The sequence below is a fragment of the Porphyromonas circumdentaria genome (assembly GCF_900167105.1).
Lineage (GTDB): Bacteria > Bacteroidota > Bacteroidia > Bacteroidales > Porphyromonadaceae > Porphyromonas > Porphyromonas circumdentaria.
This window is the reverse complement of record NZ_FUXE01000015.1, coordinates 26,906-50,897: the sequence shown is the minus strand read 5'-3', so window position 1 is coordinate 50,897 and position 23,992 is coordinate 26,906. Positions and strand designations below refer to the sequence as shown.

The 23,992-nt window shown below is 47.3% G+C and carries 21 protein-coding genes; 12 read left to right on the top strand and 9 right to left on the bottom strand.

Going from position 1 to position 23,992, the window contains the following annotated elements; all coding sequences use genetic code 11:
- The first annotated feature begins 35 nt into the window (after nt 1–35).
- Complete coding sequence (locus B5D06_RS07130) at nt 36–1,274, top strand: hypothetical protein (protein ID WP_143742640.1); 1,239 nt, start codon at nt 36–38, stop codon at nt 1,272–1,274.
- A gap of 22 nt (nt 1,275–1,296) precedes the next feature.
- On the top strand, nt 1,297–2,835 hold the full coding sequence (locus B5D06_RS07125; protein WP_078737315.1) for a YifB family Mg chelatase-like AAA ATPase: 1,539 nt from the start codon (nt 1,297–1,299) through the stop codon (nt 2,833–2,835).
- A 154-nt stretch (nt 2,836–2,989) separates the two neighbouring features.
- On the opposite strand, the gene B5D06_RS07120 is transcribed toward B5D06_RS07125, so the two are convergent.
- The 4 genes from B5D06_RS07120 to B5D06_RS07105 all read right to left on the bottom strand — a co-directional run bounded on the left by B5D06_RS07120 (nt 2,990) and on the right by B5D06_RS07105 (nt 8,111).
- The gene (locus tag B5D06_RS07120) at nt 2,990–4,414 is read right to left on the bottom strand and encodes a hypothetical protein (protein ID WP_078737314.1); all 1,425 of its coding nucleotides are present in this window, start codon (nt 4,412–4,414) and stop codon (nt 2,990–2,992) included.
- A 305-nt stretch (nt 4,415–4,719) separates the two neighbouring features.
- Nucleotides 4,720–4,926, bottom strand: a complete 207-nt coding sequence (locus B5D06_RS07115) for a hypothetical protein (protein ID WP_078737313.1) — start codon at nt 4,924–4,926, stop codon at nt 4,720–4,722.
- A gap of 157 nt (nt 4,927–5,083) precedes the next feature.
- A complete protein-coding gene (locus B5D06_RS07110; protein ID WP_078737312.1) occupies nt 5,084–5,581 on the bottom strand; it encodes an HU family DNA-binding protein in 498 nt (165 codons plus the stop codon).
- A gap of 907 nt (nt 5,582–6,488) precedes the next feature.
- Nucleotides 6,489–8,111 carry a TapA/TapC family T9SS-dependent outer membrane protein gene (locus B5D06_RS07105; protein ID WP_078737311.1) on the bottom strand — a complete coding sequence of 541 codons (1,623 nt, stop codon included), beginning with the start codon at nt 8,109–8,111 and terminating at the stop codon, nt 6,489–6,491.
- Nucleotides 8,112–8,761: 650 nt separating this feature from the next.
- Between B5D06_RS07105 and B5D06_RS07100 the strand changes: the two genes are divergently transcribed.
- From B5D06_RS07100 to B5D06_RS07055, 9 genes are all read left to right on the top strand, one after another.
- Nucleotides 8,762–9,427: an ABC transporter ATP-binding protein gene (locus B5D06_RS07100; RefSeq protein WP_078737310.1), complete on the top strand. Its 666-nt coding sequence runs from the start codon at nt 8,762–8,764 to the stop codon at nt 9,425–9,427.
- A gap of 121 nt (nt 9,428–9,548) precedes the next feature.
- Nucleotides 9,549–10,838: an ABC transporter permease gene (locus B5D06_RS07095; protein ID WP_078737309.1), complete on the top strand. Its 1,290-nt coding sequence runs from the start codon at nt 9,549–9,551 to the stop codon at nt 10,836–10,838.
- Between the two features lie 30 nt (nt 10,839–10,868).
- Entirely contained in the window at nt 10,869–12,134 is a 1,266-nt protein-coding gene (locus B5D06_RS07090) for an ABC transporter permease (protein WP_078737308.1), read from the top strand.
- 26 nt (nt 12,135–12,160) lie between these two features.
- Nucleotides 12,161–13,261, top strand: coding sequence for an efflux RND transporter periplasmic adaptor subunit (locus B5D06_RS07085; protein ID WP_078737307.1), 1,101 nt, complete (start codon nt 12,161–12,163; stop codon nt 13,259–13,261).
- Nucleotides 13,262–13,318: 57 nt separating this feature from the next.
- Entirely contained in the window at nt 13,319–14,680 is a 1,362-nt protein-coding gene (locus B5D06_RS07080; protein ID WP_078737306.1) for a TolC family protein, read from the top strand.
- A gap of 462 nt (nt 14,681–15,142) precedes the next feature.
- Nucleotides 15,143–15,790 carry a DUF3575 domain-containing protein gene (locus B5D06_RS07070; RefSeq protein WP_078737304.1) on the top strand — a complete coding sequence of 216 codons (648 nt, stop codon included), beginning with the start codon at nt 15,143–15,145 and terminating at the stop codon, nt 15,788–15,790.
- A 57-nt stretch (nt 15,791–15,847) separates the two neighbouring features.
- Nucleotides 15,848–16,306, top strand: coding sequence for a hypothetical protein (locus B5D06_RS07065; RefSeq protein ID WP_078737303.1), 459 nt, complete (start codon nt 15,848–15,850; stop codon nt 16,304–16,306).
- A 23-nt stretch (nt 16,307–16,329) separates the two neighbouring features.
- Nucleotides 16,330–17,094 (top strand): 2-phosphosulfolactate phosphatase, encoded by a 765-nt coding sequence (locus B5D06_RS07060; protein WP_078737302.1) that lies wholly within the window; start codon nt 16,330–16,332, stop codon nt 17,092–17,094.
- 143 nt (nt 17,095–17,237) lie between these two features.
- The gene (locus tag B5D06_RS07055; RefSeq protein WP_078737301.1) at nt 17,238–18,371 is read left to right on the top strand and encodes a glycosyltransferase; all 1,134 of its coding nucleotides are present in this window, start codon (nt 17,238–17,240) and stop codon (nt 18,369–18,371) included.
- A 36-nt stretch (nt 18,372–18,407) separates the two neighbouring features.
- On the opposite strand, the gene B5D06_RS07050 is transcribed toward B5D06_RS07055, so the two are convergent.
- From B5D06_RS07050 to B5D06_RS07030, 5 genes are all read right to left on the bottom strand, one after another.
- A complete protein-coding gene (locus B5D06_RS07050) occupies nt 18,408–19,250 on the bottom strand; it encodes a class I SAM-dependent methyltransferase (RefSeq protein ID WP_078737300.1) in 843 nt (280 codons plus the stop codon).
- Between the two features lie 680 nt (nt 19,251–19,930).
- Nucleotides 19,931–20,095 carry a rubredoxin gene (gene rd / locus B5D06_RS07045; protein ID WP_078737323.1) on the bottom strand — a complete coding sequence of 55 codons (165 nt, stop codon included), beginning with the start codon at nt 20,093–20,095 and terminating at the stop codon, nt 19,931–19,933.
- Nucleotides 20,096–20,214: 119 nt separating this feature from the next.
- Nucleotides 20,215–21,240: a DUF805 domain-containing protein gene (locus B5D06_RS07040; RefSeq protein ID WP_143742639.1), complete on the bottom strand. Its 1,026-nt coding sequence runs from the start codon at nt 21,238–21,240 to the stop codon at nt 20,215–20,217.
- A 31-nt stretch (nt 21,241–21,271) separates the two neighbouring features.
- Complete coding sequence (locus B5D06_RS07035) at nt 21,272–21,922, bottom strand: OmpH/Skp family outer membrane protein (RefSeq protein WP_078737299.1); 651 nt, start codon at nt 21,920–21,922, stop codon at nt 21,272–21,274.
- Between the two features lie 53 nt (nt 21,923–21,975).
- Nucleotides 21,976–22,185 (bottom strand): hypothetical protein, encoded by a 210-nt coding sequence (locus B5D06_RS07030; RefSeq protein WP_078737298.1) that lies wholly within the window; start codon nt 22,183–22,185, stop codon nt 21,976–21,978.
- A gap of 98 nt (nt 22,186–22,283) precedes the next feature.
- Between B5D06_RS07030 and B5D06_RS07025 the strand changes: the two genes are divergently transcribed.
- Entirely contained in the window at nt 22,284–23,741 is a 1,458-nt protein-coding gene (locus B5D06_RS07025) for an aminoacyl-histidine dipeptidase (RefSeq protein WP_078737297.1), read from the top strand.
- Nucleotides 23,742–23,992: the final 251 nt, after the last annotated feature.

Here is a 23,992-nt window from a genome sequence, read left to right as displayed (position 1 = left end):
ATACAATACTCGTAGATTTTATATTTAGGAGTAGCATGAATATCACGAAGAGGAGAGAGCCGAATTACCCTGAAAAGCACTGGGGTTATACTCTATCTAATAGGCTCTTCTCCTCTTCGTTTTTGTCTTTTCTATCGCAAAGTTCTCTTATTGCAATAGCTTTTTCCCTTTTTGCTTGCTCTTCCACACCTCCGCGAGAGGCGGTTTTGCAGTTGCATTGGGAGGGGGCAGCGAGAGATACCACCACATTAGTGGTACACATGACCGACTCTCTGGAGAAAGTATCGGTAGATACTCTTTGCCTTACGGGAAAGTCGGGCAAAGAAACATTATACTTTCCATTAACCAGTACGGCAAAAGCCTTTCTCTACCCTACTACGGGAGAGTGGGCTTTTGCAGTACAACTTGCGCCTCGCAGGGAGGTACGCGTTGAGCTCGACTTTGCATCCCCACGTTTGCATACGTCCCGAGGGTATCCCGAGGCGGAGCTAAGACGTCAATTTGTGCGTAAAGAGAAAAAAACGTTACAAGAGTTGGATCGTATAGACCTACGCTTACGAGAGCAGGGAGCTACAATGAAAAAAAATGAGAGAAGTCTCCTTGTGCAGGAGGGACGACGTTTGGAGCGTTTCATACAGACCCAAGCTGCGCACTTCATCGTTGCCAACAAAGAGAAAGAGGGTATCGCCGCACTGGCAGAAGAGTATTTCGCCTCTTTTGAAGGAGCCTTGGCGTTTCTTAAGATCTATCCAGAGGAGCAACTCCCCATGGAGCTTCTTCGGTTGAGTAATTATATAGCCTATTGGAAAAGTAGAGGAGCCGATACTTTGTGGCGGATAAAGGAGTACTTCCCTATGCCCCAATCGCTCCGTAAAGAGTGGGAAGAGAAGGGCACTGCAGAGCGTTATCTTCTCATTGCCATGACCGATTCGCTCTGGGGAAATGAGCATTTGCAAGGTATGTATCAAGCCCTACGAGCCGATACTCTCTCCCAATCGCTTCGGATACTCACCCTAATCCCCTCTCGTACCGATACACTTGTAAGAGCAGATACCACCCATCGAAAGGTGGTATGGCAAGACTCTTTGGCGCGCAGCACACATTACTATACAGAGTATCCCTCTCCGCTCCTATTTCGCTATATCTCGCGCCACTTGGGAGTACAGGAGATGCCCTATTTCGTCGTCATAACAAAAGAAAATCGCATATTGTATCGAGGCAATAAACTAACGCCAGCCCTCGATAGCGTCCGCAAAAAACAGACTTACCGATAATCCCCCTAACATCTATTACTTTATGTTGGTCAATACCTTTACAGCTGCTTTGGTGAGTGTAGACGCCCACACGGTAACCGTAGAGGTAAACGCCACAGAGGGCACTACATTTTCTATCGTAGGTTTGCCCGATGCTTCTGTGCGTGAGAGCTATGACCGCATCCATACGGCAGCACAAAACTCGGGTTTTCGTCTCCATGGCAAACGGATGGTGGTCAATTTAAGTCCTGCCGATCTCAAGAAAGAGGGAACGGCTTATGACCTGCCCATAGCGGTAGGAATGATTGCTGCTTGCGGTCAGTTGCAAAGTGCCCATTTGGCTCGTTATATGATGGTCGGAGAGCTTTCGCTCGATGGTCATCTGAGACCTGTAAAGGGAGTACTACCGATAGCTATAAAGGCAAGGGCAGAAGGCTTCGAGGGCTTGCTCGTTCCCCATGCCAATGCCCGAGAGGCAGCTGTGGTCAATCGGCTCAAAGTCTATGCAGCCGATACGCTTTCTGAAGTGGTAGATTTTCTCGAGGGACGGATCTCTTTATCGCCCATCGAGGTAGATACTCGAGCTGAGTTTGGGCGTCAGCAGGGCGAAGTACTCTATGATTTCAGCGATGTTAAGGGACAAGAAAATGTAAAGCGTGCCCTCGAAGTGGCGGCGGCTGGAGGGCATAATATCCTTATGGTAGGAGCCCCTGGATCGGGCAAATCGATGATGGCAAAGAGAGTGGCAGGCATATTGCCTCCTTTTACCCTAAGCGAAGCCTTAGAGACTACTAAGGTCTATTCCGTGGCAGGGAAACTTCCCCCTCATACCACACTTCTTTCGCATCGTCCTTTCAGAGCACCGCATCACTCGGTTTCGGTGCCTGCGCTTGTCGGTGGAGGGGTAAATCCCCGTCCGGGCGAGATAAGTTTGGCGCACAATGGTGTCCTTTTCTTAGATGAGTTAGCAGAGTTTAACCGTAATGTACTCGAACTGATGCGTCAGCCGATGGAGGAACGTACCATAACCGTAGCCCGCGCCAAGGCGACGGTCGATTATCCTGCATCGTTTATGCTTGTGGCAGCTATGAATCCCTGCCCATGCGGTTACTACAACCACCCGACCCGAACGTGTTCCTGTGCTTCGGGAGCGGTGCAGAAGTATCTTGCAAAAGTCTCGGGGCCTTTGATGGACCGCATCGACATACAGGTGGAGATTGCCCCTGTAGCATTTGAAGAGATTTCCGATGCGACACCAGCGGAGTCTTCTCTACGCATTCGGGAGCGAGTTTTGAAGGCTCGAGAGCGACAAACGGAGCGGTTTAAGGCATTCCCTCATATCCACTGTAACGCTCAGATGCCCCCGAAACTTACCGCTTTGTATGCGCGCCCCGATGAGGAGGGACTGAAGCGACTGAAGCAGGCGATGGAGCGTCTGGGCTTGTCGGCACGCGCCTATGACCGCATTCTAAAGGTAGCTCGTACCATTGCCGACCTTGCCAACTCCGAAGCCGTTACGGCAGAACATATCGCCGAAGCGATACTTTATAGAGGCCTCGACCGTGCTTCGTGGGGGCTTTAACGCCTCACATCATTTGTTTTTCCATTGCTTCGTTTCATCGGAGAAGGTTTGTAATCGTCAAAATTGCCCCTTTAAGCCTATTGGGGACAAAAGAAAGAGGGCTGTGGCGAATTCAGTTTTGCCGCAGCCCTCTCTTTTCTCTTTAGGATTTTACTTACTTCTTAAACACTTTCACGCCATCTACAATGTAGACCCCAGAAGGCAGTTGCTCAAACGGGATATTGAGTTTAATACCGAGTAGGTTGTATATGCCACGATAAGCAGGCTCTTCCAGGCTAATGCGTTCAATAGCATCTGGGTCGCCAGGCTTTATGTCAATCTTACTTTTGATGATATTGCCATCGGCATCACATACGGCATGCTTACTTTCGTTAAATGCCGCCCCTGCTGGATGGGTGATTTTACACCCCTCGAGCGTAAGCGATGCCAAGTCGCAGATGGAGCCAGTGCTCCCTTCTGCGGTTACCGTTGCATTCTTGATGGTAAGATGCTCCCCTATCTCTCCATCCTCCCCCGTTATGCCATATTCTCCTTTGGCTTCCACACGACAGCCATCAATAGTAAGTCTAATCAGGTAAATTCCACAAGACTCGACTGATGCCGCGGAAAGCGTTCCTCCGCCCGTAATAGTTGTATTCCTCCTAAGATTACATGCAGAAAAAGTGGTGGAAGAGAGTCTACATGTTCCTTCGACTACAATCGTAAGATCTTCTACTCTTGATTCGATGCAGTTTCTATCATCTCCTACCTCAATCGTTGCATCCTCCAAGGTGAGGGTCTCAGTATCCAGATCATACTCTACCGTTCCGCTCACTCCATCTATGACAGAGAGGTCATTACAATTCTCTGACGTTACTTCAACCCCTGCTATCTTGAGGTTGTATTTGATAACTTCTTCCGTAGGTTTTATGACAACTTTACTGGTGATGAGATTGCCTTCAGCATCACATACGGCATACTTACCTTCGTTAAATACCGCCCCTGCTGGTTCGGTGATTTCACAGCCCTCGAGCGTAAGCGATGCTAAGCCGCCACCGATTGAACCTCTGCTCCCTTCTGCGGTTACTGTTGCCTTCTTGATGGTGAGATTTCCATCAGGGCCCCCTATGCCCTGTATACCTTTGGCTTCTACACGACAGCCATCAATAGTAAGATGGGTACCTTTCAAGTAAATTCCGACGTCATTGGCTGATTCCGAAAAAAGAGTTCCTCCACCTGTAATGGTTGTTTTTTTCTCAATATAAACAGGAACTCCATCAGAGAAGAGTCTGCATGTTCCCTTGATTACGATTATAAGGTCTGTTTCCCTTGTATTTTTCACCCAAATGCAATTTCTCTCATATCCGACATTAATCGTTGCATCCTCCAGCGTGAGGGTGTTACTACTCGGGGCGTACTTAACCGTTCCGCTAACGCCATCAATAACGGAGAGGTCATTACAATTCTCCGACGTTACTGAAACCCCTGCTATAATGAGGCCGTATTGGGTCTGCGCTTTTGCCATAAAAGGCATCGCAAACATTACAATGAACAGCGTAGCTATCGCCACGGACATGTTCCTCAGTGAAAGTTTTTTCATTTTGTTGATTTATATCATTATTGTTTGTTATTAAAACCAGATTACCAGAAAAAAAAGAACACAAGAGCCTCTTTCTTTTGCAAATCTACATATTTTTAGTTAAATACCAAAGTTTTACTTTTTTAGGGGAAGATTTCTCATAAACCGTAGAAGGGGCTGCGCCAAAAATGAATTTTGACACAGCCCCTTGTCGTAGATAGGCACCCTCTTTGGAGAGCATTGTAAAAAAGAACTATCCTACAAAGTCTCACAAAATTCTGTTGCACGGGACACCTCTTACTACCAGGGGGTGTCGGGGAGGTGTTTTACTCTTCGGGAGAGGCTGTCACGTCCTCTTCTTCTCCCTCTTGCGCCTTGGGATTCTCCTCTTCCTGAGGTTTAGCCTCTCCGTCGAAGTCTTTCTTTGAGCAAGAAGGGGGCTCGCCCTCTCGACGACGGTAAAAGAGATAGTTCAGAACAAATCGTACCAATTCCCAACCGCCTAAAGCGGCAATAATGTTTACAATGTCCATAGTTGTTTGTTAGATTAAAAGGTTAATAAAATAAGCCCCTTGCCGCGTAGGGGTTAGCTACAAAGACAAGGAGCTCTGCAAACAAATAGAAACAGAAGGGTTTACAGTCTGCATCGGGTGTGTTATTTGGAGCCGAAGAAAGCCTTACGAGGTGTGATTAGATGCCCTCACCACTCTCTTCTCCTCCCTGTGCAGGAGGGGGAGGTACAGAGCCTCCTGGTGAAGGAGGTAGCGGTGCTGTGCCATTGCCATCTGGTTTATTGGGGTTCTTGTCGATACGTTGAAACCCTGCCAGAGTAAGTGCATTGAAACTGCGAGGAGCCAAATAGCGGATGCGAGGCTTGCGAAGGTGTTTATGGGTTTTGAACTCCTCCTCTTTCTCTACACCCTGACTTCCGAGAGTGGGGCGGAAAGAGCCGAGTTCGCCACAATCGATGATGAATCCCTCGGTGAGGAATTGGCCAAATACATGTGCCAAACGGTCGATAACGGCCTTGACATCGGCAGAAGAGACGGTAGAACTCTCGGCTATGATATTGCATAGCTTGTCAAAGGATATTCTACCCTGTGTTACTTGCTGGGCAAAGAAGAGTTTATGACCTGCTTTTTTGCCGATTTTCATTTCTCGTTCGATTAATTTGAATTTTAATGCCATAGTTTTAGATTATTGTTTTAAGGTTATTACTATTGGTGTTTTTCATGATCTCTTTACAATAAGGATAGTGGATAGGGTGGGAGAGGCGATGCTCTACGACACTCTTTACACGGCTCCAAAGATTGTCCCGATAGCCCTGTGTGCCTTACTCAAATTTCAAAGATCTCAGCTTCAAAAAGTGTTTCTACTCTTTGCGTTTCTGAGCACAAAAGTACCTCCTTACTTTTGGGAGATAGGGTGCCACTCCGACCCATTTTTATGAAGGAGAAAAAGCCTTCTAACCTCATGAAAAGGAGATCACACCCCTATAATTATGTATTAAAAGAGAGAAAATAATTATTAATAGGTATTTCATTATTTTGGAAATCTGCTCCTCTTCATTGTATTTTTGTGCGCGTAAAGGCCTGTATTTCGATGGAGCGTATTGGTTTGTACAATCTGTGTCAACTTTCTCTCCCGAATAACTCCCTGTCGTGGAAGTGAGGCTTTTTGTCCGTCGCCTAAGCGTAGGCTATGCGGGAGAATAGAGACCCAAACCGAACTGTAACCAATTCTTTGAAAGAAAACCATCGCTTACAATTTAATTGGGGAAAGATAAATAATCCTTATATAGGTGGGTAACACACAATTCATACTACTATCATTTTTAATCTTCATACTTACTTTTTCATTCTTTTCAACTAGTTCGATAGAACCGATGCAGAGCAAAATAACTCTGCATCGGTGACATCTTTTTATGCCCTTAGTAAGACTTTTCAGAGCTATACGCTACGTTTAGGGTGCTGGATATACAAGAGAAGAGGCTGCGCCGTATTACCAACGTAGCCTCTTTCTGTTTACTCTCGTTACGGGCGAGAGCAGTGCGAGTACCCTATACAAGCAGGGTATTCGCTCCGAGTTATTGAGCTTACTCTACTAAGAGTTGGGCCGTGTAACTATCGTTACCCGATGTAGTGCGCAGGTAGTAGTTGCCACATGGCAAATCTTGCACTTCCAGTTTATATTCATTACCCTCGAAAGCGAAGCTTCTAACCATCTTACCCTCTACATCGTAGAGCATAGCTTGGTAGTTGCCCTCTTTTTCCAAGCGTATCGTCGTGTAGTCATGCGCGGGATTGGGGTAAAGCTCCATTCCGACCTTGTGGAAGATGATTTCTTCCGTTGCAGTAAGTCTCTCCCACTCAGCGTCCATCCATAGTGTCCCTACTATCGTTTCGTCAGTAAATTCTTCTACCCAAGCCCAGCAAGCCTTTTCCTTCACAGGATTGAATTCTACGCTCGTGCAAAAAAGAGGATGGGAAGAAGTAGCACATATGTAACTCTCGCTCCAACCATTTGGGTCATTTATTTTATCGTAATCGGCCCATCGGTACAGGATTTCCCACTCTTCACCCTTTACCTTCTCATGTACCCAAGAGAACCTATAACGGTTATTGCGCGTATCGTACTTAATGCTGGCAGCATGGTCATTTTCAACAGATTTTGCAAAAGCCAGTCTATTCAAGTCATCCATAGAGGAGTGGGTATCACCTTTTTTATAGGAAAAACTTTCCTTGGGGTAGAGATAGATAATATTTAGCCCTTCTTCTTCTGACCAATCTGTGTAGGTTATTATGAAGTTATGACACGCCTTCCCCGCTACTGTGTTGTTGCTCTCTCTATTAAGCATCATTTGGATTTTGGGGTCATACGTATTGTCCCCCTCGTCATTTACCTTTATAGGTTGTGTCATCTTGTACGCGTCATCGTAGTTTATGAAGTTGGTCAGGAAGCCGATTTCCCCCACATTCATCTCAAAGACAACTCCCATCAAAGACCATCCATCATGATTCATACCTTCAGAAGTACTTCCCAGAGAGAGGTTCACACTCCCGAGTCCATGCTCTTCGCTCTGATGGTAGATACCCTTGTCGGCGAAACTCTTTCCTCCATCCAAAGAGTAATAGTAGTGAAGGAAGCTCTCGTTCTTACCCTCATCATACCCCGTAAGGGCAATGGCAACCCCAAAAGGTTCCGAGTGCGAGGAGGGCGACTGGTAGTCAGAGGCGATGGAAACGGCATACAACCGACCATTAAACTCCTTGGAGAGTATCTCTGTAGCCTCCATCAAGTCGGCATCGAAAGTTTTTATTTTCATCGCTCCCCTATTTTCCTCTGCATTGTTGGCCAGTTCTGCCACCCAGAGCTTAATATCCGACTTATTCTTACCCGTTACCATAATATCAACCTGCGGATAAACCCATTTATCGGGTGCTTTCCACTGCTTTAGTTTTTCAAAGGTTACTCCATCGTCTATGGAGCGAAACACTTTAACGACCGTATTTCCCGCCTCATCGACCGTATAGCTCATGATGTACATCCATCCATTATCGGCAACGCAGAGCTTTGTCTTCATGCCCAATAGCCAATTGGCATAATCGACCTTTGTGTCCTCACCCCCTATTACAGCATTTTGTGCTCGGGTTAGTGGGACAAAAACTATGGCAACGAAAAGTGCCACAATCCATGTGTACAATCTGTTAGTTTTCATACGCTTTTTATTTGTAAGATTATCGTTTCTTCTTTGAAAGAATAGTCTATCCTTTATCGTTTAATAGTTTTACAAGTTGATATACTTTTGAAAAAACAGACAGTTAATGATTGAAAAACTGCAAATATCTTGCGCCAAGGTAATTAAAATTTTTAGAAGACATACACTGCTACTCAAATTTGTTTGCTCCATCTGAAGAGTTGAAAAGCCTCTTTTTCTTGATTTTTTAGAGGATGATTGAGAGCAGGATTAGAGGTTGGCAAAGTGCAGGTAGAACATGGCTGGAGTTTCCTCCTATACAAACTCAAGTTTTGATATATCTAAACTTTAGTTTCCATTAGTGGAAACTGAAGTTTGCATAGGAGAGAACTTTCTCCATCGCACATAGCAACCTTTGGCACACTTTATCCTTTTGGATTTATTGCCCGTTAAAAGCTCGATAAATAGTTGTAAAACAGCTTTTTCAGGCTTTCCCACATGGCTCTTTCGCGAGGCTATTCCCTTTGAAAAAGAAACAAGTAAGCACTTTTCTGGGTATATCGTTTGGACAATACAGATGTATTAAATATCTTTGCGCTGTATTATTAAGATAAAACACTCAAAGCAAACACCTCCAAAGCTCTTTGCTGCGAGTCTAAAAATAACGCACGATGGCACTAATAGAACTGAGTGGAATAGAAAAAACCTACCCTGGAGCACAACCGCTGCACGTACTCAAAGGCATCAATGCTCAAATACAAGAGGGCGAAATGGTGGCTATCATGGGTGCTTCGGGTTCGGGCAAAAGTACACTGCTCAACATCCTCGGATTGCTGGATACCTTCGACAAGGGGGAATACCTTTTGAATGGGCGTTCGCTACGCAACCTCACGGAAAGCCAAGCTGCCGATGTGCGGAGTAGAGAGATTGGATTCATCTTTCAGTCTTTCAACTTAATCGCTTATAAAGATGCCGTGGAAAACATTGCCCTCCCCCTATTTTACCAGGGGGTAGGGCGTGCCCTCCGAAAAGAGAAAGCCCTTAAATTGCTCCGCGCCGTAGGATTGGAAGAGTGGGGCCACCACTTGCCCAGCGAACTCTCGGGCGGGCAGAAACAGCGCATAGCTATAGCTCGCGCCCTCATCACAGAGCCGAAAGTAATCCTTGCCGACGAACCGACAGGAGCACTCGACAGCCAAACGACCCTCGAAGTAATGGAGCTACTCAAACAGGTCAATAAGGAAGGGCGCACCCTCATCGTAGTAACCCATGAAACAAGTGTCGCCGAAATGTGCGACCGCACCATACATATACGAGATGGCATCATAGTCGGCTAAGAGGTTATAAGAGCCTTGAAAGCTTGCAACAAAGCACCCCGAAAAGGGACGTACAGCAGTACAACAACCTGATAGTATAGCAAAGCAACCCATAGTAAACAACCCCTAAAGCAATAACCCCATGTTTCACTGGTACACAGAGGTGTCGGCATCGCTCTTGCGCAATAAACTACGCACGTTTCTGACGGGTTTCTCGGTCGGTTGGGGCGTACTTTTGCTCATATTACTACTCGGTACAGGCACGGGCTTACGCAATGGTATCAATGCCAATGTTGCCGCCGTAGGAATGAGATCGGGTAGTTGCACCCTCTCGAGCTACACCACTCGCCTACCCTATGGAGGGTATGAAAAGGGGCGCATGATAAAGCTATACGATTCGGATCTGCAACTCCTCCAGCGCAAATTTCCCGAAATCGAGGGCATCTATCCGCAACTCAACAAGTGGGTAGATAACGCCTCTATGGAGGGTGAAATAGTAACCTCCAATTTCGGACTGGAGATACGGGGCGTTTTCTCGGAATACGACGAGCAGATACAGCAAGTTCCCATCGTTGAGGGTAGATTCATCACGCTAGGAGATATAAAGAATGGCACGCGCAACGTGGTGATAGACGACAATACCGCCCGACGCCTGCGTCCCAAAGGCGGCTCTATACTCGGGCGACTTATCTTCTTAGGCCCCTTTTCCTATACGGTAGTGGGCGTTTACAAGCTCTCGGGCTCCCGCAATGCCGTCTGCTACACGCCGTTTACGACCATGGCGGCACAATTTCCCGACGAGGGAGCGGCTTACAGCAATCTATTCCTCTACTGCCCCAGTATAAGGGACAAAGCCTCTTTCAAAGAGTTGGAGCAACGAGTACGCCAGACCTTGGCGTTGGTCAAAGGGTTCTCTCCCGAAGATGACTGGGCGGTTAGCATGTCTAACGATATGCTCGAAACCTCGGGCATGATGCACAAAGTATTCTTAGGCTTAGATATTTTCCTCTGGTTCATCGGGCTCTCGATACTTGCCATAGGTGTGGTGGGCGTGAGCAACATTATGCTGGTATCGGTGCAGGAGCGTATGCGAGAGTTCGGCATACGTAAGGCGTTGGGAGCGCACCCACGGCACATCGTGGGCATGGTACTCACGGAGGCGATTTTCGTGACCATCATTTCGGGGCTTATCGGCCTCACCCTTGCAGTAGTCCTCCTCTTTGGAGCAGACTATTACCTCAATACCTCGGGGCTCGGCTCACGGCAGATCATGGAGGGGATGACCTTTATCTTCTTCCAAAACCCTGTAATCCCCGTATGGGTTGCAGTGGCTTCCCTTACAGTGATGGTGGTAGCAGGAGCCTTAGCAGGTTATATGCCAGCACGCAAAGCGGTACGTATACCCGCCATAGAGGCTATGAGAGAGCAGTAACAGTGTATATAAGGAGAGAGACGAAAAGGTATGAAAAAGCTATTCGACAGTGATACGTGGAGGGAAGTTTTCACCACGCTAAAGAGCAATCGCAGGCGTACGGTAGTTACCGCCATGGGGCTCTTCTGGGGTATTTTTCTACTGGTTATCTTGCTCAGCGTAGGTTATGGCTTCAACAACTCCATGCAGCGCGAGTTGAGGGGAATAGCCCATAATACGCTAACGACTATACCTACTACAACAACTCAAGCCTACAAAGGTTTTGCCAAAGGGCGTGTATGGTCGTTTACTAAAGCCGACATCGAGACACTCCGCCAACGCCACAGCGAGATTACCTGTATCACACCTGTCAATTTCAACTCGGGACGCGAAGAGACCCTTATACATGCCGACAGGCGCGTACCCGTACACAACGTTTTGGGCGTACATACCGACTACTTCAAGATACTATCCCTTAGAGTACTGGAGGGGCGACTGCTCAACGAAATAGATGAGCGAGAAGAGCGTAACCACTGCCTCATAGGACAGGAAATCAGAGAACAACTCTTCGGTTCAGAGCCTGCCATAGGCCAGCAGGTAGAGTACAAAGGGAGCAGTTACACGGTAGTAGGTGTGGTAAAGCAAGCCTCGGAGAACATAAACATGTTCGGCTCTACCAACCGTATGATGTTGCTAACCAATGAAGCCATACGACACAAAAATGGAGATGGAGAGCTCATAGATGCCCTTGTCTTCTCAGTTTCACCTCATATACAAGATACCCAAAGGGTACTCGACCGTGTGAACCACACTCTAAGGATGCTTCACGACGTTGCCCCCGACGATACGGGAGCGATGATGAGCTTCGACCTTTCTCAATTTTTCCAAATGATGGATATGCTCCTTATATCTATCTACTTTTTGGTTTGGTTCGTAGGTATCGGCACCATCATATCGGGGATTGTGGGGGTAAGTAACATCATGCTCGTAACGATACGAGAGCGTACGCGAGAGATAGGTGTAAGGCGTGCCCTCGGTGCCCGCCCGAGAGACATCATTTGGCAAATACTCTTAGAGTCGGTTACTCTTAGCACACTGGCAGGTATGGCAGGTTTCATACCGAGTATACTGCTTATGATAGGAGTAAACAGTCTGCTTGAGAGTAGCCCCAGTTCCTTTATCTATCATCCTATTATTCCCTTTGAGGTGGCACTCTTGGCGGTATTTATTGTGGTGGTGAGCGGTATTTTAGGGGGCTTACTTCCCGTAACACGCGCTATTAAGATTAAAGCCATTGAGGCACTCCGTGATGAATAAAAAACAATAAGACAGATACAAATACGATGAAAAAGTTTTTCAAAATCTTAGGATGGTCCCTCTTTGCCGTGGTTATAGTGGCTGTTTTCGTCTTCCTCTTCCAGAAGTCTCGCAAGCAACCCGACCGCTATGCCATCGAGGAGGTGCGACAAACCGATACTATCGAGAATAAGTCCGTACTTACAGGACGTATAGAACCTCGCAATGAGGTACTGCTCAAACCCCAACTCTCGGGTATCGTGGCAGAGATTATGCACGAGGCAGGCGACATTGTACAGAAAGGAGATATTATAGCCCGCATAGCCGTTGTGCCCGAAATGATGCAGGTAACAAGTGCCGAGAGCCGTGTGCGACTGGCAGAGATTGCCTACAAAAAGGCAAACGAACAGTACCAACGTGGCAAAGTACTGCTCGACAAAGAGGTAATCGCACGGGAAGAATTCGAGAGCATAGAAGCAACTTATCGACAAGCGCAAGAGGAGGTAACCTCCTCGCAAGAGGCGTTGCAAATCGTTCTCACGGGTAAATCGACAGGTACCGCCTCTACCTCTACCACTCTGGTACGTGCCACCATCTCGGGTATGATACTCGACATCCCCCTCAAGGTAGGAAACTCGGTGATTCAAGCCAACACTTTCAATGACGGTACTACGGTGGCAAGCATCGCCGATATGAACGATATCCTCTTCACGGGCAAAGTCGATGAGACTGTGATAGGGAAGCTCCGCCTCGGTATGCCAGCTTACATCACCATAGGAGCCCTTGGCAAAGAGCGTTTCAAAGCGCAAATAGAATACATCGCCCCTAAGGGAACCGACAATATGGGTACCAACTTCTACGAAATCAAAGCCAACGTACAGCTTCCCGAGGGTAAAGCAATACGAGCAGGGTACAGTGCCAATGCAGAGGTTATACTCAATGCCAGCTACAAAGTGCTCTCCGTACCCGAGGCTTGCCTACAGTTCGAGGGCGAGAAAACATTTGTCGAGGTAGTTCTCGAGGAGGCTCCCAAGCTCCGCACCGAACGGAGAGAAATCGAAACAGGGGTCTCTGACGGCATCAACATCGAAGTGAAGAAAGGACTCAAAGCAGGCGAGAAAGTGCGTGGTGTAAAGCTAAATGATTAGTAGTACCTTCGTGGTCACTTTCTTTTTAGATACAATCATTTTTGATAAACTTCCTATATGAAGCATTGTAAATACCTACTCTTACTCGGCATTATGCTCTTCACTGCCCCTCGCATGGCAGCACAGCAATTGGAAACCATATATGAGTCGCTCCACCGACCTATGTCTTACGAAGAGTGTGTAGCGCGTAGTGTTTTCTTCGATAGTAATGTGGGCAGACAGCTTATAGACAGTGCTATGATGCGCCTCAACTTAGATAAAGCCAAGAGTGCTTACCTACCCTCGTTGCAAGCCTCGGTACAGGAAAATTGGGAGCTCGGAAGAGCGCAAGACAATACAGGTATCTATCAGGAACGCTCATCGGCCAATTCATCCATAACCATAGCAACTTCATACGATCTCTTTACGGGGTTACGTCGCCCCTCTGCCCTTAAAATGGCTCGTTTACGTGAGGCACAATCGGACGCTGCTCTGGCAGGATTGCGTGAGCGTGCGGAACTCCGCGTGGCAGGCTTCTTCTACAATCTTCTATTGCAAGAGGAGATCATACGCGTTGCTCGCCTGCGCATTGCTCAAACCGAGCGTACATTGGCACAAACACGCGCTTTTGTAGAGGGAGGTAAGTGGCCTTCTTCGAAGATAAGCGAGGTAGAGGCACAACTCGAAGCAGATAAGGCATCGCTCATCGAAGCCGAGAATGCTGCAGCTATTATACGGGTAGATCTATCGGTAGCAGTAGAGTACTACGGCGAAGCCCCTCTACAGATCATCACCCCCGACATAGAGCAACTCATCCAAGAGGCACGTAGCAAAATCATTCCCCCTGCCTCCATCTATCAGGAGGCACTTGCCCGTCGCCCCGAAATCAAAGCTACCGACTTTGGCATCGCCGCTGCCGAAGAGCGCATACGTACGGCTCGCACTGGATATTGGCCTCAACTCTCGCTCAATGCAGGCTATAGCAACGCCTACTTCCGTCTGCTCGGGAAAAATCAAGGAGCTATGAATCAATCGCTTGCAGAGCAACTCAAACACAACGGACGCTTCTTCCTCGGGGTAACGCTCTCAATACCTATTTTCGATGCCTTCGCCACCTCGCAGGCTATTCGTCAGGCCAAAATCGACTTAATATCTGCCAAAACCGACAAGATAGATGCCGATTTGGGGCTTTACAAAGAGATTTTCAAAGCTCACGCCAATGCAGTAGCCGCAGAGCGCACTATCGTAGCATCGGGCAATGCCGAGCGGGCAGCCCGTTCGTCGGCAGAAGCGGTACGCATATCCTTTGAAGAGGGACGCAGTACAACTTACGAACTGGAACAAGCAGAGAATAAACTTCTCATGGCACAAATAGATGCCTTGCGGGCGAAGTACGACTTTGTATTGAAGACTATATTCCTCGATCTTTATCGCAGATAAGGTCTCCACTTTTATACCGCTACATACGTCCGTTGCATAGGCTCCTAAAAAGTCTTTTACAACGGACTTTTTTGCGAAACACAGGAAGTATTGCCACGGGACAGTATCGATACTTTTTCGGCACAATCTTCTTTTTATTTCAATAAAATCGTAATCCTTGCAGTTTGCATAGGAGAGAAGAAAAGTTTGCACAGATAGAAACTAAAGTTTGCATATATGGGAAGTGAAGTTTGCATATATGGAAACTTTTTACAAGGTTCGAGGAGGGAAAAACAGGTACAAAAGAAAGAATTTTAAGGTTGTGTACACTTTGGAAGAGACGCTCTGTAGCGTAGAAGAGCATTGCACTTGATACTGGAATCTACAGAGTGCCCAAAAGCAAGCAATTCATTGTCATTTGTGTAATTATTAACTATATTTGCGCTCAAACACCCATTGAAATTAAGTTAATACACAAACACAATGAAAAAATTTAGTCGAAAGGCACTCGGTTGCGCCTTAACCCTTGCCCTCAGTGGCACAGTAGTATTGCAAGCCCAAGAGGCAAGTTCTTTTTCCCATCAAGCCATCTCTACATCGGGTAACAAGATGAGTATGCGCTCCAAGGAGGCTCCTTCCGAGGCAACGAGAGGTAGCGGTACCTTTCTTACCTTACGCCCATTTACCTTTATCTTAGGGCCTAATATCGGTTTCGAGCAGGCTTTGAGCAACAAATGGAGTATCTCGGGAGAGGTTACAAGTAATCTTTGGCTTGTTTCTACCCCTACGATTGCCCTTAGAACGCATATGAAGTACTATTTACTCGGGAGAGTGGGCAAAGGTCTCTATGGACGCCTCACCGCTACAGGCGGTCATTTTTGGGCGGAAAGTGCTGTGGACGGTCGTCCTTACTATGCAGGAGGAGGCATTGGCATAGGGGGTATGGTTCCCCTCTCCCGTAAGGAGAAATGGCATATCTCGATAGATGGCGGACTAAAGTTTGTTCCTCTCTTTGGAAAGAAAGGAGCTACAATGCAAGAACCCCAAGCAACCAACCACCTTGCTTACTACTCTCTCTTTAGTCCTGGCTCACTTATTGACCTCTCAATCGGTATAGCCTACCGATTCTAAGCTACCCGATACGACCCAAAGCCCAAACAATAGCTTTCAGATACTAAAGAAAACGATATGAATGCAAAGCCTCAAAAGGAAACCCACAAAAGGTACTACCTGCGACGCAGTATAAAAAATCGGCAGATAGCTATTGTTTTGGCTTGTTTATATGCTATAGCCTTAGGCATTTTTACAGTGCTTATCGCTATCCATACACCAGCTCCGTGGTGGACGCTTATACCTCCCGTGGGCATGATTCCCGTAGGGATTATCTACTTTTTCCGTCAAAACACCTACTACTCCATAGACCACGAAGCCTATCTCCTTATGGCGGGCAACGATTATGGTCGCAAACTACACCCCGTAGCACGCCTCACCGAACTGCAAGAGGTACGTTATCTCCCCTATACGCAGGAGGTGAAAATAAGGAAAGGCGACGGAACAGAATACCTAAAACTCCAAGAGGGCGAAGAGTTTGTAAAGAGCTTAGAACAACTTTTCGAGGAGATTTATCCCACTGGAGAAGGAGAGTAGGCCCCTCTTAATCTAACTCTATCATGCGCATAACGCTCTCTCCCTCTCCCGATCTTCTATCACTATACCAACCTCCTCTGGAGGCTTTGCTCGTAGTTACAGATGTATTCCGCGCCTCGGCTACGATCCTCTCGGCACTCTATCACGGCGCACGCTCTGTACGCCCCGTAGCAACCGAAGAGGAAGCACAAAGCTATCTCAACCAACCCCAATACCTTGTGGCTGCCGAGCGCAATGCTTTGCGATGCGACTTTGCACCCTTGGGCAATGACCCCGAAGAGTACACTCCCGAAATCGTCCGAGGCAAACACGTCGTACTTACCACGACCAACGGCACACGTTCGATAGATATGGCCCTTCAGTTGGGGTATCGCAACCTCTGTGTAGGCTCATTCGGCAATCTCTCTCGGCTCGTTCGGCATATTCTATCGAAAGATTACCCCGAAGTAATGGTTATCGCAGCGGGATGGAAAGGTACCGTTTGTGCCGAAGATACCCTTTTTGCCGCCGCTCTCTACGAACGCATTGCAAAAGAATGTACAGTTTCTTCTTCTGAAAATATCGCTACCGAACCAGATTGCCCCTTAACGTACAACGATGCCCTACTCTTCCCCTTAGAGGCTTACCGACTACATAGGGATGATTTGTGTAGCTACACAAGTCGCTTTGAGCATTACCAACGATTGGAACGCTTGGGACGTTTGGCCACTATACCAGTATGCCTTGAGGAGGATCGCTACCCTGTGCTTCCCTACTGGCACGCAAGCGGAGTGCTACAATCTCTATAATCTTGCGCTTGGGTTATGCTGTACTCTGGTTGTTTTGAGACAATACACCCTACCCTTCTCCATATCACAACTGCTCCATCGACGCATTTAAATGCTTCTTTCAGAAGCTCCCAAGCCCTCTCACCCACTAAAATTTATCCTTTATGAAGCCTCGTATATTGGTTATCCACAGAGCCTTAGCACCCTATCGCATAGACTTCTTCAACGATTTCTATCAACGTTATCAGCCCGACATATACTTCGAGTACCCCTCGATGCAGGAGCAAACGCTCGATGCCTCGCACTGGGAGCAACGCATACGCTTTCCCTACAAGGTGCTCAAAGCAGGACCTAACCTACTACCGAACTGGCGAGAGGAACTCTGGAATATATGCCGACGGGGACAATATGATATCGTTTTTATGAGCGAGGTAAATCTAATTACCGCGACGCTCTGGGCTTACAAAGCCTTTTCCTCACATCCGATGCGCCTTGTAGTGGTCTGCGACGACAGTTACCCCATAGCGCAAGAGCTAATACGAGACAGCTGGAGCCTCAAAAAACAGGTCATAAACTATGCCAACATAGACGGTTGGATGCTCTGCGACAAACGTACCGAACAGCTCTATCGGGAGCATTTCCCCAGAAGCAACCGCTTCTTTACGATGCCCATCATACAAAATGAAGCCTTCCTTCGTGAGCAATATGCTCTTGTGCAAGGAGAGGCGAGAGCCCTACGTGATATATTCTGTCAAAAAGCAGGCGAAAGGAGCAAACTACTCCTCTTTGTAGGTAGATTGGCTCCCGAGAAGAATTTGATGCGCCTGCTCATCGCTTTTGAGCGCACCTTTAGCCATTCGCCCGAGGTGCAGCTACTCCTCGTGGGCGAGGGACACGAGGCCGAGACTTTACAGAAGTATGCGTCGCAAAGTAGTGTCGCACGGCAGATTTTCTTCTGTGGTAAACAAGAGGGGCGAGAGCTCTACAAACACTATGCGGCGGCAGATGCTTTCGTACTTCCCAGCACGTTGGAGCGGTTCGGAGCTGTAGCCAACGAAGCCCTAATCATGGGACTACCGACCGCCGTGAGCCGTCAATCGGGTATTGCCTCCATAGCCCAAGAGGGGGGGAGCATAGCTCTCTTCGATGCCTACAATGTAGAGGAGATAGGGCAAACCCTGCAACAGATGGTGGCTCGTCTACCTATGTGGCACAGCCAACGCCCATCGCTCATGCCGATTACCTTTGGGGAGGCTGTTGAGGAGGTCTACCGCAATATCGAGTACCTAATCGGCTAACTTGCCGCCACTCCCGAGAGAGGGATACGTCGGCTTTTAGGCTCGTGGGGTGGTATCGAGAGCCGTAATGCCCAAGCGCACGATGCGTTGATTACAACGACGCCAAAAATAGGGTATTTTATAAAGTGCCCGAAAGAGGATTGGATAGCGATTTTCGCAATAATCACTCATGTAATACTCCTTTTCCAGCTTAATTTTCTCGTGCCAAGTCTCCATCTCACGGCTCTCTAATAATGACCATTTGAACTCAACATCGGGACTCACCTTCGAGAGCGAGTCGTGCTGTTTCGCGCGCCCCACCAGAGCATAAGCGAGCATATCAAAAAGTATCGTCGCATTATCCAAGTGGGTACAGAGATTTTGGAAAAAGGCTTTCACCTCCGCGGGGGCAAAGTACATCAGCACTCCCTCTATGACAACGAGTGTAGGCTTATTATGCGCACGCACTTGCTCCATCCACTCAGTATCGAAAAGAGAGGCCGAAAGGAACGTATTGCGCTCACTCTCGGCAAGTAGGGTACGGCGCAATTGGGTCGCCTCGTCCAAGTCTAAATCGTACCAGTGGGTAACTTCGGGGCATCCCAAACGTTCGTAACGGGCATCAAGCCCAGCTCCTAACTGTATCACCACAGCATCGGGGTGAAGCGACAAGAAACGCTCTATCTCGGCATCGATAAGTCGAGCGCGCACTACACACCCAGCTTGAGAGAACTTCGCCTTTTTGAACTTAGAAAAATCGTACTCTATCTTCCGCATCAGTTCCAGTGCTTTCCAATCTCTAAGCAAGGCATCTGTACGGTTGGTCTCTATCGCTTTAGCCCAGAGGGTTATGAGCATGGTCTCGGGCACGTTGCTCAATCTTGTTTCTATCTTTTGCATCTACTGTTTAAGCTACGAGTTACTCGGTTACTTCTCCCGCTAATGCTCGATAACTATCGGGCAAGGGAATGCACACCCCCTACGAGGAGGTGCGAGTGATAAGAAGTAACAACGGGAGCAAAAGTATTGAGTAGTAAGAGGATAGACAATCCCCACTTGTTATGATTATAGTGCCTTTTTATCCCCTTTTTTGAGATGGGTTAGGGATTTTTCCAGTAGTTTTTTCCAGGCAAAAAGCCCTTTACGTTTCGATGCCATGGGTTCTATCTTTTGTAAGCACGTCTGTTGTACAACGTTTGCACGAGTATTAAGCGAAGTTTGCATAGGTCTAAACGAAAGTTCCCTCGTATGGTAACTCAAGTTTGCACAGGAGGAAACTCGAGTTCGCTCGTATGCAAACTTTTAGGCTCTCGTACAGCATCATAACGCACCTATAATCAACCTCATAGAGCATTCATCAAAATGCGCCTCACACCTCCCCTTTGAGGCATTATAAAAAGACTGCCGTAGGGACATAAAGAAGTAGGAAAGCAGCTATTAGAAGCGGCAAACCGCCTGCGATATGCCCCTGCACGCTATGGGGAGGTTATATATAGACAAAAAAACTCCGACAAGAGAGATTCCCTCATCGGAGCTTCTGTGTAATTCAAAACTTGTAAGGTATTGTAAACCTTTATCCTTTAATCGAAATAAGGCTCGAAGTCACTCTTCTCTGCACCACACACGGGGCAAGACCAATCGTCTGGAATGGCTTCAAATGGTGTTCCTGGAGCGATACCGCTATCTGGATCTCCTTCAGCTGGGTCATAAATATAACCACATGGCTCACAAATATACTTTTGCATACTCATATCTTTACTTCCTTTTTTATTTTTCTAAGCAGTGGCAAAGGTATATAATTACTCACCATAAGACATTAAGATAGCATCTATTTAGCTATAGAATTTACCTATATGTAACGATTTCAAGCCTCGTTGGGGTACTTGGGAGCTACTCCATATCTATTGACACCTCTCACACTATCTTTGCAGAAGAGAATCAGCAGGAATATCCATCCAACAAGGGGGATTAGCCCTAAAAGAAGGTACCACCCAGAGTAACCCGCATCGTGCAGTCGGCGCACAGCCACTGCCAGTAAAGGTATCAGCAGAAGGAGAGACACCAACATCAAGATAGCATCTAAGAAAGTTAGAGCCGAGAAACCCATCCACGAAAAGAAAGTCTCAAGAAAACCGTTCAATCGTGCCATCATATCCGAGAAAAAGCCCTCTATTCTCGCGTTCCATGTATGAAATCGAGGGAAGCAAAAGATAGATCTTCCCGTACACCACACTCCTCTGCCCAAGAAAGAAAAGAAACGAGAGAAGATATAATAGAAAAGGACAAAGCCCCAGAACTCACTGCGGCGAGCGCGCCCCGAGAAAGAGGCAAAACGCTCCGTGAAGCCACGAGTAAAGTAGTGCCACAAAGAGTCTGCTTTGACACCACGCGCCGAAGGAGGCACCTCTCCAAAGAGCCCTTGTGAGCTCTCTCTGTGACTATGAAAAGAGGGATCTATCGGAGGGGGTTCATTGCCCTGCTCTCGCTGGCTCTCTCCGTCTGTTTGAGATGTACTTGGGGTAGCTCTTTCCGAGGAGAAACGCTCTTTGATACGCCGTAACTCCTCGATCTTATCAACCTCCACCCACGAGGGCATACCTTTTTTCCACACCAAGGTTGCTTGCTGTAACAAATGAGGCTGGCGCTCCAACTCCTCAAGCGAAAAAGAGCCCAGACGTTCGGTAAGCGTAGAGAGGAAATAGGGGTCTGCCCCACTCTGCAGGGAGGCAAGTTCCATTTCCAAAGCCTCTTTCACCGAGGCAAAGGGTTGCCATTGCGCCCAATCTTGGCACCAAACGAGCGTTTCATCGGGCAGATTACGCTCTAAGACCTCTTGCAAAGAGAGCGGACCCTCTTGCTGATGGCCAACAAGAATGTAAAAAAGTTTCATAACAAGTGTTCGGGTTTAGATGTTTTGTTTCCTACTTTTTCGCAGGAGCAGGTGTAGCCTCAGGGGTTGCCTCTTGGGTATAGCCCTCGTTCAGGCCAGCTATTACCGCTCCCGTGATGTCTAAATCGGGGTTGCCATAGAGCATATTGTCGGCACGTACGTTGGTGAGGATCAAATCATACCCCCACTCTTTATTGAGCTCGGCAATACGTTCCTTTATGGTATTGTAGAGTTTCTCCTCAGCAGCCTGTTGCTCTTTGAGCATTTGTTCCGAGAGAGTAGCGTTGAGTTTCTGCACTTCCTGCTCCATTTTCATAAGGCGATTCTGCTCTGCCTCTGCTGCTTCACGGGTTAGGAACTGATTGTTTTGCAGTTTCTGTTGAAAGTCTGCCCCCGCACGTTGCAAGGCATTCATCTTTGCCGTCAGTGAGGCACGACTATCATTGCCCTTCTTCTCGAGTCTCTGCTGCATATCTTTGTACTGTTGGTAATTATTGAGCACAGAGTCGAGCTGTACGTAAGCGACTTTAAGAGCAGTGGGTGCCACGGTAGCCTCCTGTGTAACGGCTCCTTTTGCCCCAGCAGGAGTATCGTTCTTCCCGCCCTGAGAGCAAGAGGGAGCGAGGAAAATAAGAAAAGTACCCAAGAGAGTGCCAGATAATTTGAGAGAGAATTTTTGCATACTATACTTCGTTGAATTAGGGTCTTACGACCAGTGTTAGTTTTTAAGAAATCTTATTCGTCCATACGATCAAAGAGATTGCGCCGATGGGTAGCATCTTCCAACTGTTTGTTGGCGCATCCGATCCCTTTCTTTTGTAAAGCTTTGCTCGACTCGATATGCGTATCGGGGAAAGAACCCCCGCGCACGAAAAAAACGCGTACCCCCAAAAGGAGGAGTGCGATACCGACTATCAAGAGCGTAATAAGGAGCAATATCATCATTTTGTCTTATATTTGCACAAGGCAAAGTTAGTATATTACTCCCATAAGACAAAGGGAATGAATTAGAAGAATTGAACTAAAATTTATATAACAAAGCAATGAACATTACGGACCTAAAACCTGAACTTGTCTGGCGTTACTTCCACGAAATCACTCAGGTACCACGCCCCTCTAAGAAAGAAGAAAAGATTTTGGCATACCTCAAGAAGTTTGCCGAAGATCGTAAACTCGATTACAGCCAAGATGAAGCTGGCAACATCGTAATTAGGAAGGCGGCAACTCCCGGATACGAAAATCTTAAGACCGTAGTACTCCAAAGCCATGTGGACATGGTATGCGAGAAAAACAACGATACAGTACACAACTTCGACACAGACCCTATACGCACCGTAATCGACGGAGAGTGGGTACGTGCAGAAGGAACCACACTCGGAGCCGATAACGGTATCGGTGTAGCGGCAGAGTTGGCACTGCTCGACGACGACAGCTTAGAGCATGGACCTATCGAGTGTCTATTCACAGTAGACGAAGAGACAGGTCTTACGGGAGCGATGAACTTGGCCCCTGGATTCATCAAAGGTACCATTTTGCTCAACCTCGATAGTGAGGATGAGGGCGAAATGTTTATCGGTTGCGCAGGAGGTATGGGTACAACTGCTACTTTCAACTACACAACCGAGGCTACGCCTGCCGACTACTTCTACGGAAAGATTAACGTAAGCGGGCTTAAAGGCGGACACTCAGGCGGCGATATCCACGTAGGTTTAGGCTCTGCCAACAAGATTCTCAACCGTGCCCTCTATGCCATCCGCGAAAAGATGCCTTTGGTATTGGCACAGATAGACGGAGGTAACCTCCACAACGCTATTGCTCGTGAAGCGATGGCTCTTATCGGAGTACCTATGAATCGTAAGGAAGAATTGGCTATCCTTATCAACGAATTGGATGCAGATGTACGTACCGAGCTGGAAGTAGTAGATCCTAACGTAAAGGTTACACTCTCTTCTGTAGAGAATCCTACACGTATCATCGACAGAGATACTACACAACGCCTCATCTCGGCACTCTACGCATGCCCCCACGGCGTTATGGGTATGAGCCACGCTATCGAAGGACTTGTAGAGACCTCTACCAACCTTGCCTCTATCAAGATGAAAGAGAACAACAAAATTGTTGTAGAGACCAGCCAAAGATCGTCCAGCGAATCACTCAAAGCAGACGTAGGTAACACGGTTAAGAGTGTGTTTGACCTTGCAGGTGCAGAGGTAGAAGTACGTGATGGCTACCCAGGTTGGAGCCCTAACCCCAACTCTCCTATCCTACAAGTAACGATCGATGCGTACAAGAAGCTCTTCGGTAAGGAACCAGCTGTTAAAGCAATTCACGCAGGACTTGAGTGCGGTCTTTTCCTCTCTAAGTATCCTTACCTCGATATGGTTTCTTTCGGACCTACACTTAGAGATGTACACTCTCCTGTAGAGCGTATGGAAATCGCTACGGTAGATCTCTTCTGGCGTCACTTACTCGAAGTCTTGAAGAACATTCCTAAGGCATAAAAATGTCTTTCTCTTGAGCTAAAGAATAGAGCTCAAAATAACAAACTCCCCCAAAGATTCTCGCACTAAGAGAGTTTTTGGGGGAGCTTTTTTGTATCTATATGCCATAGAGTGTATTTGCTTTCTCTTGCAAAGTAAAAACCTCGAGCAAGAAACGACTTAACGAAAGAGAGAAAGCATGAAAAGAGAGTATCGCTCACGCTCATTCGTTACAAGAAGAGAGCCTGCAAGTAGGGCTTTAAGAACGGAAA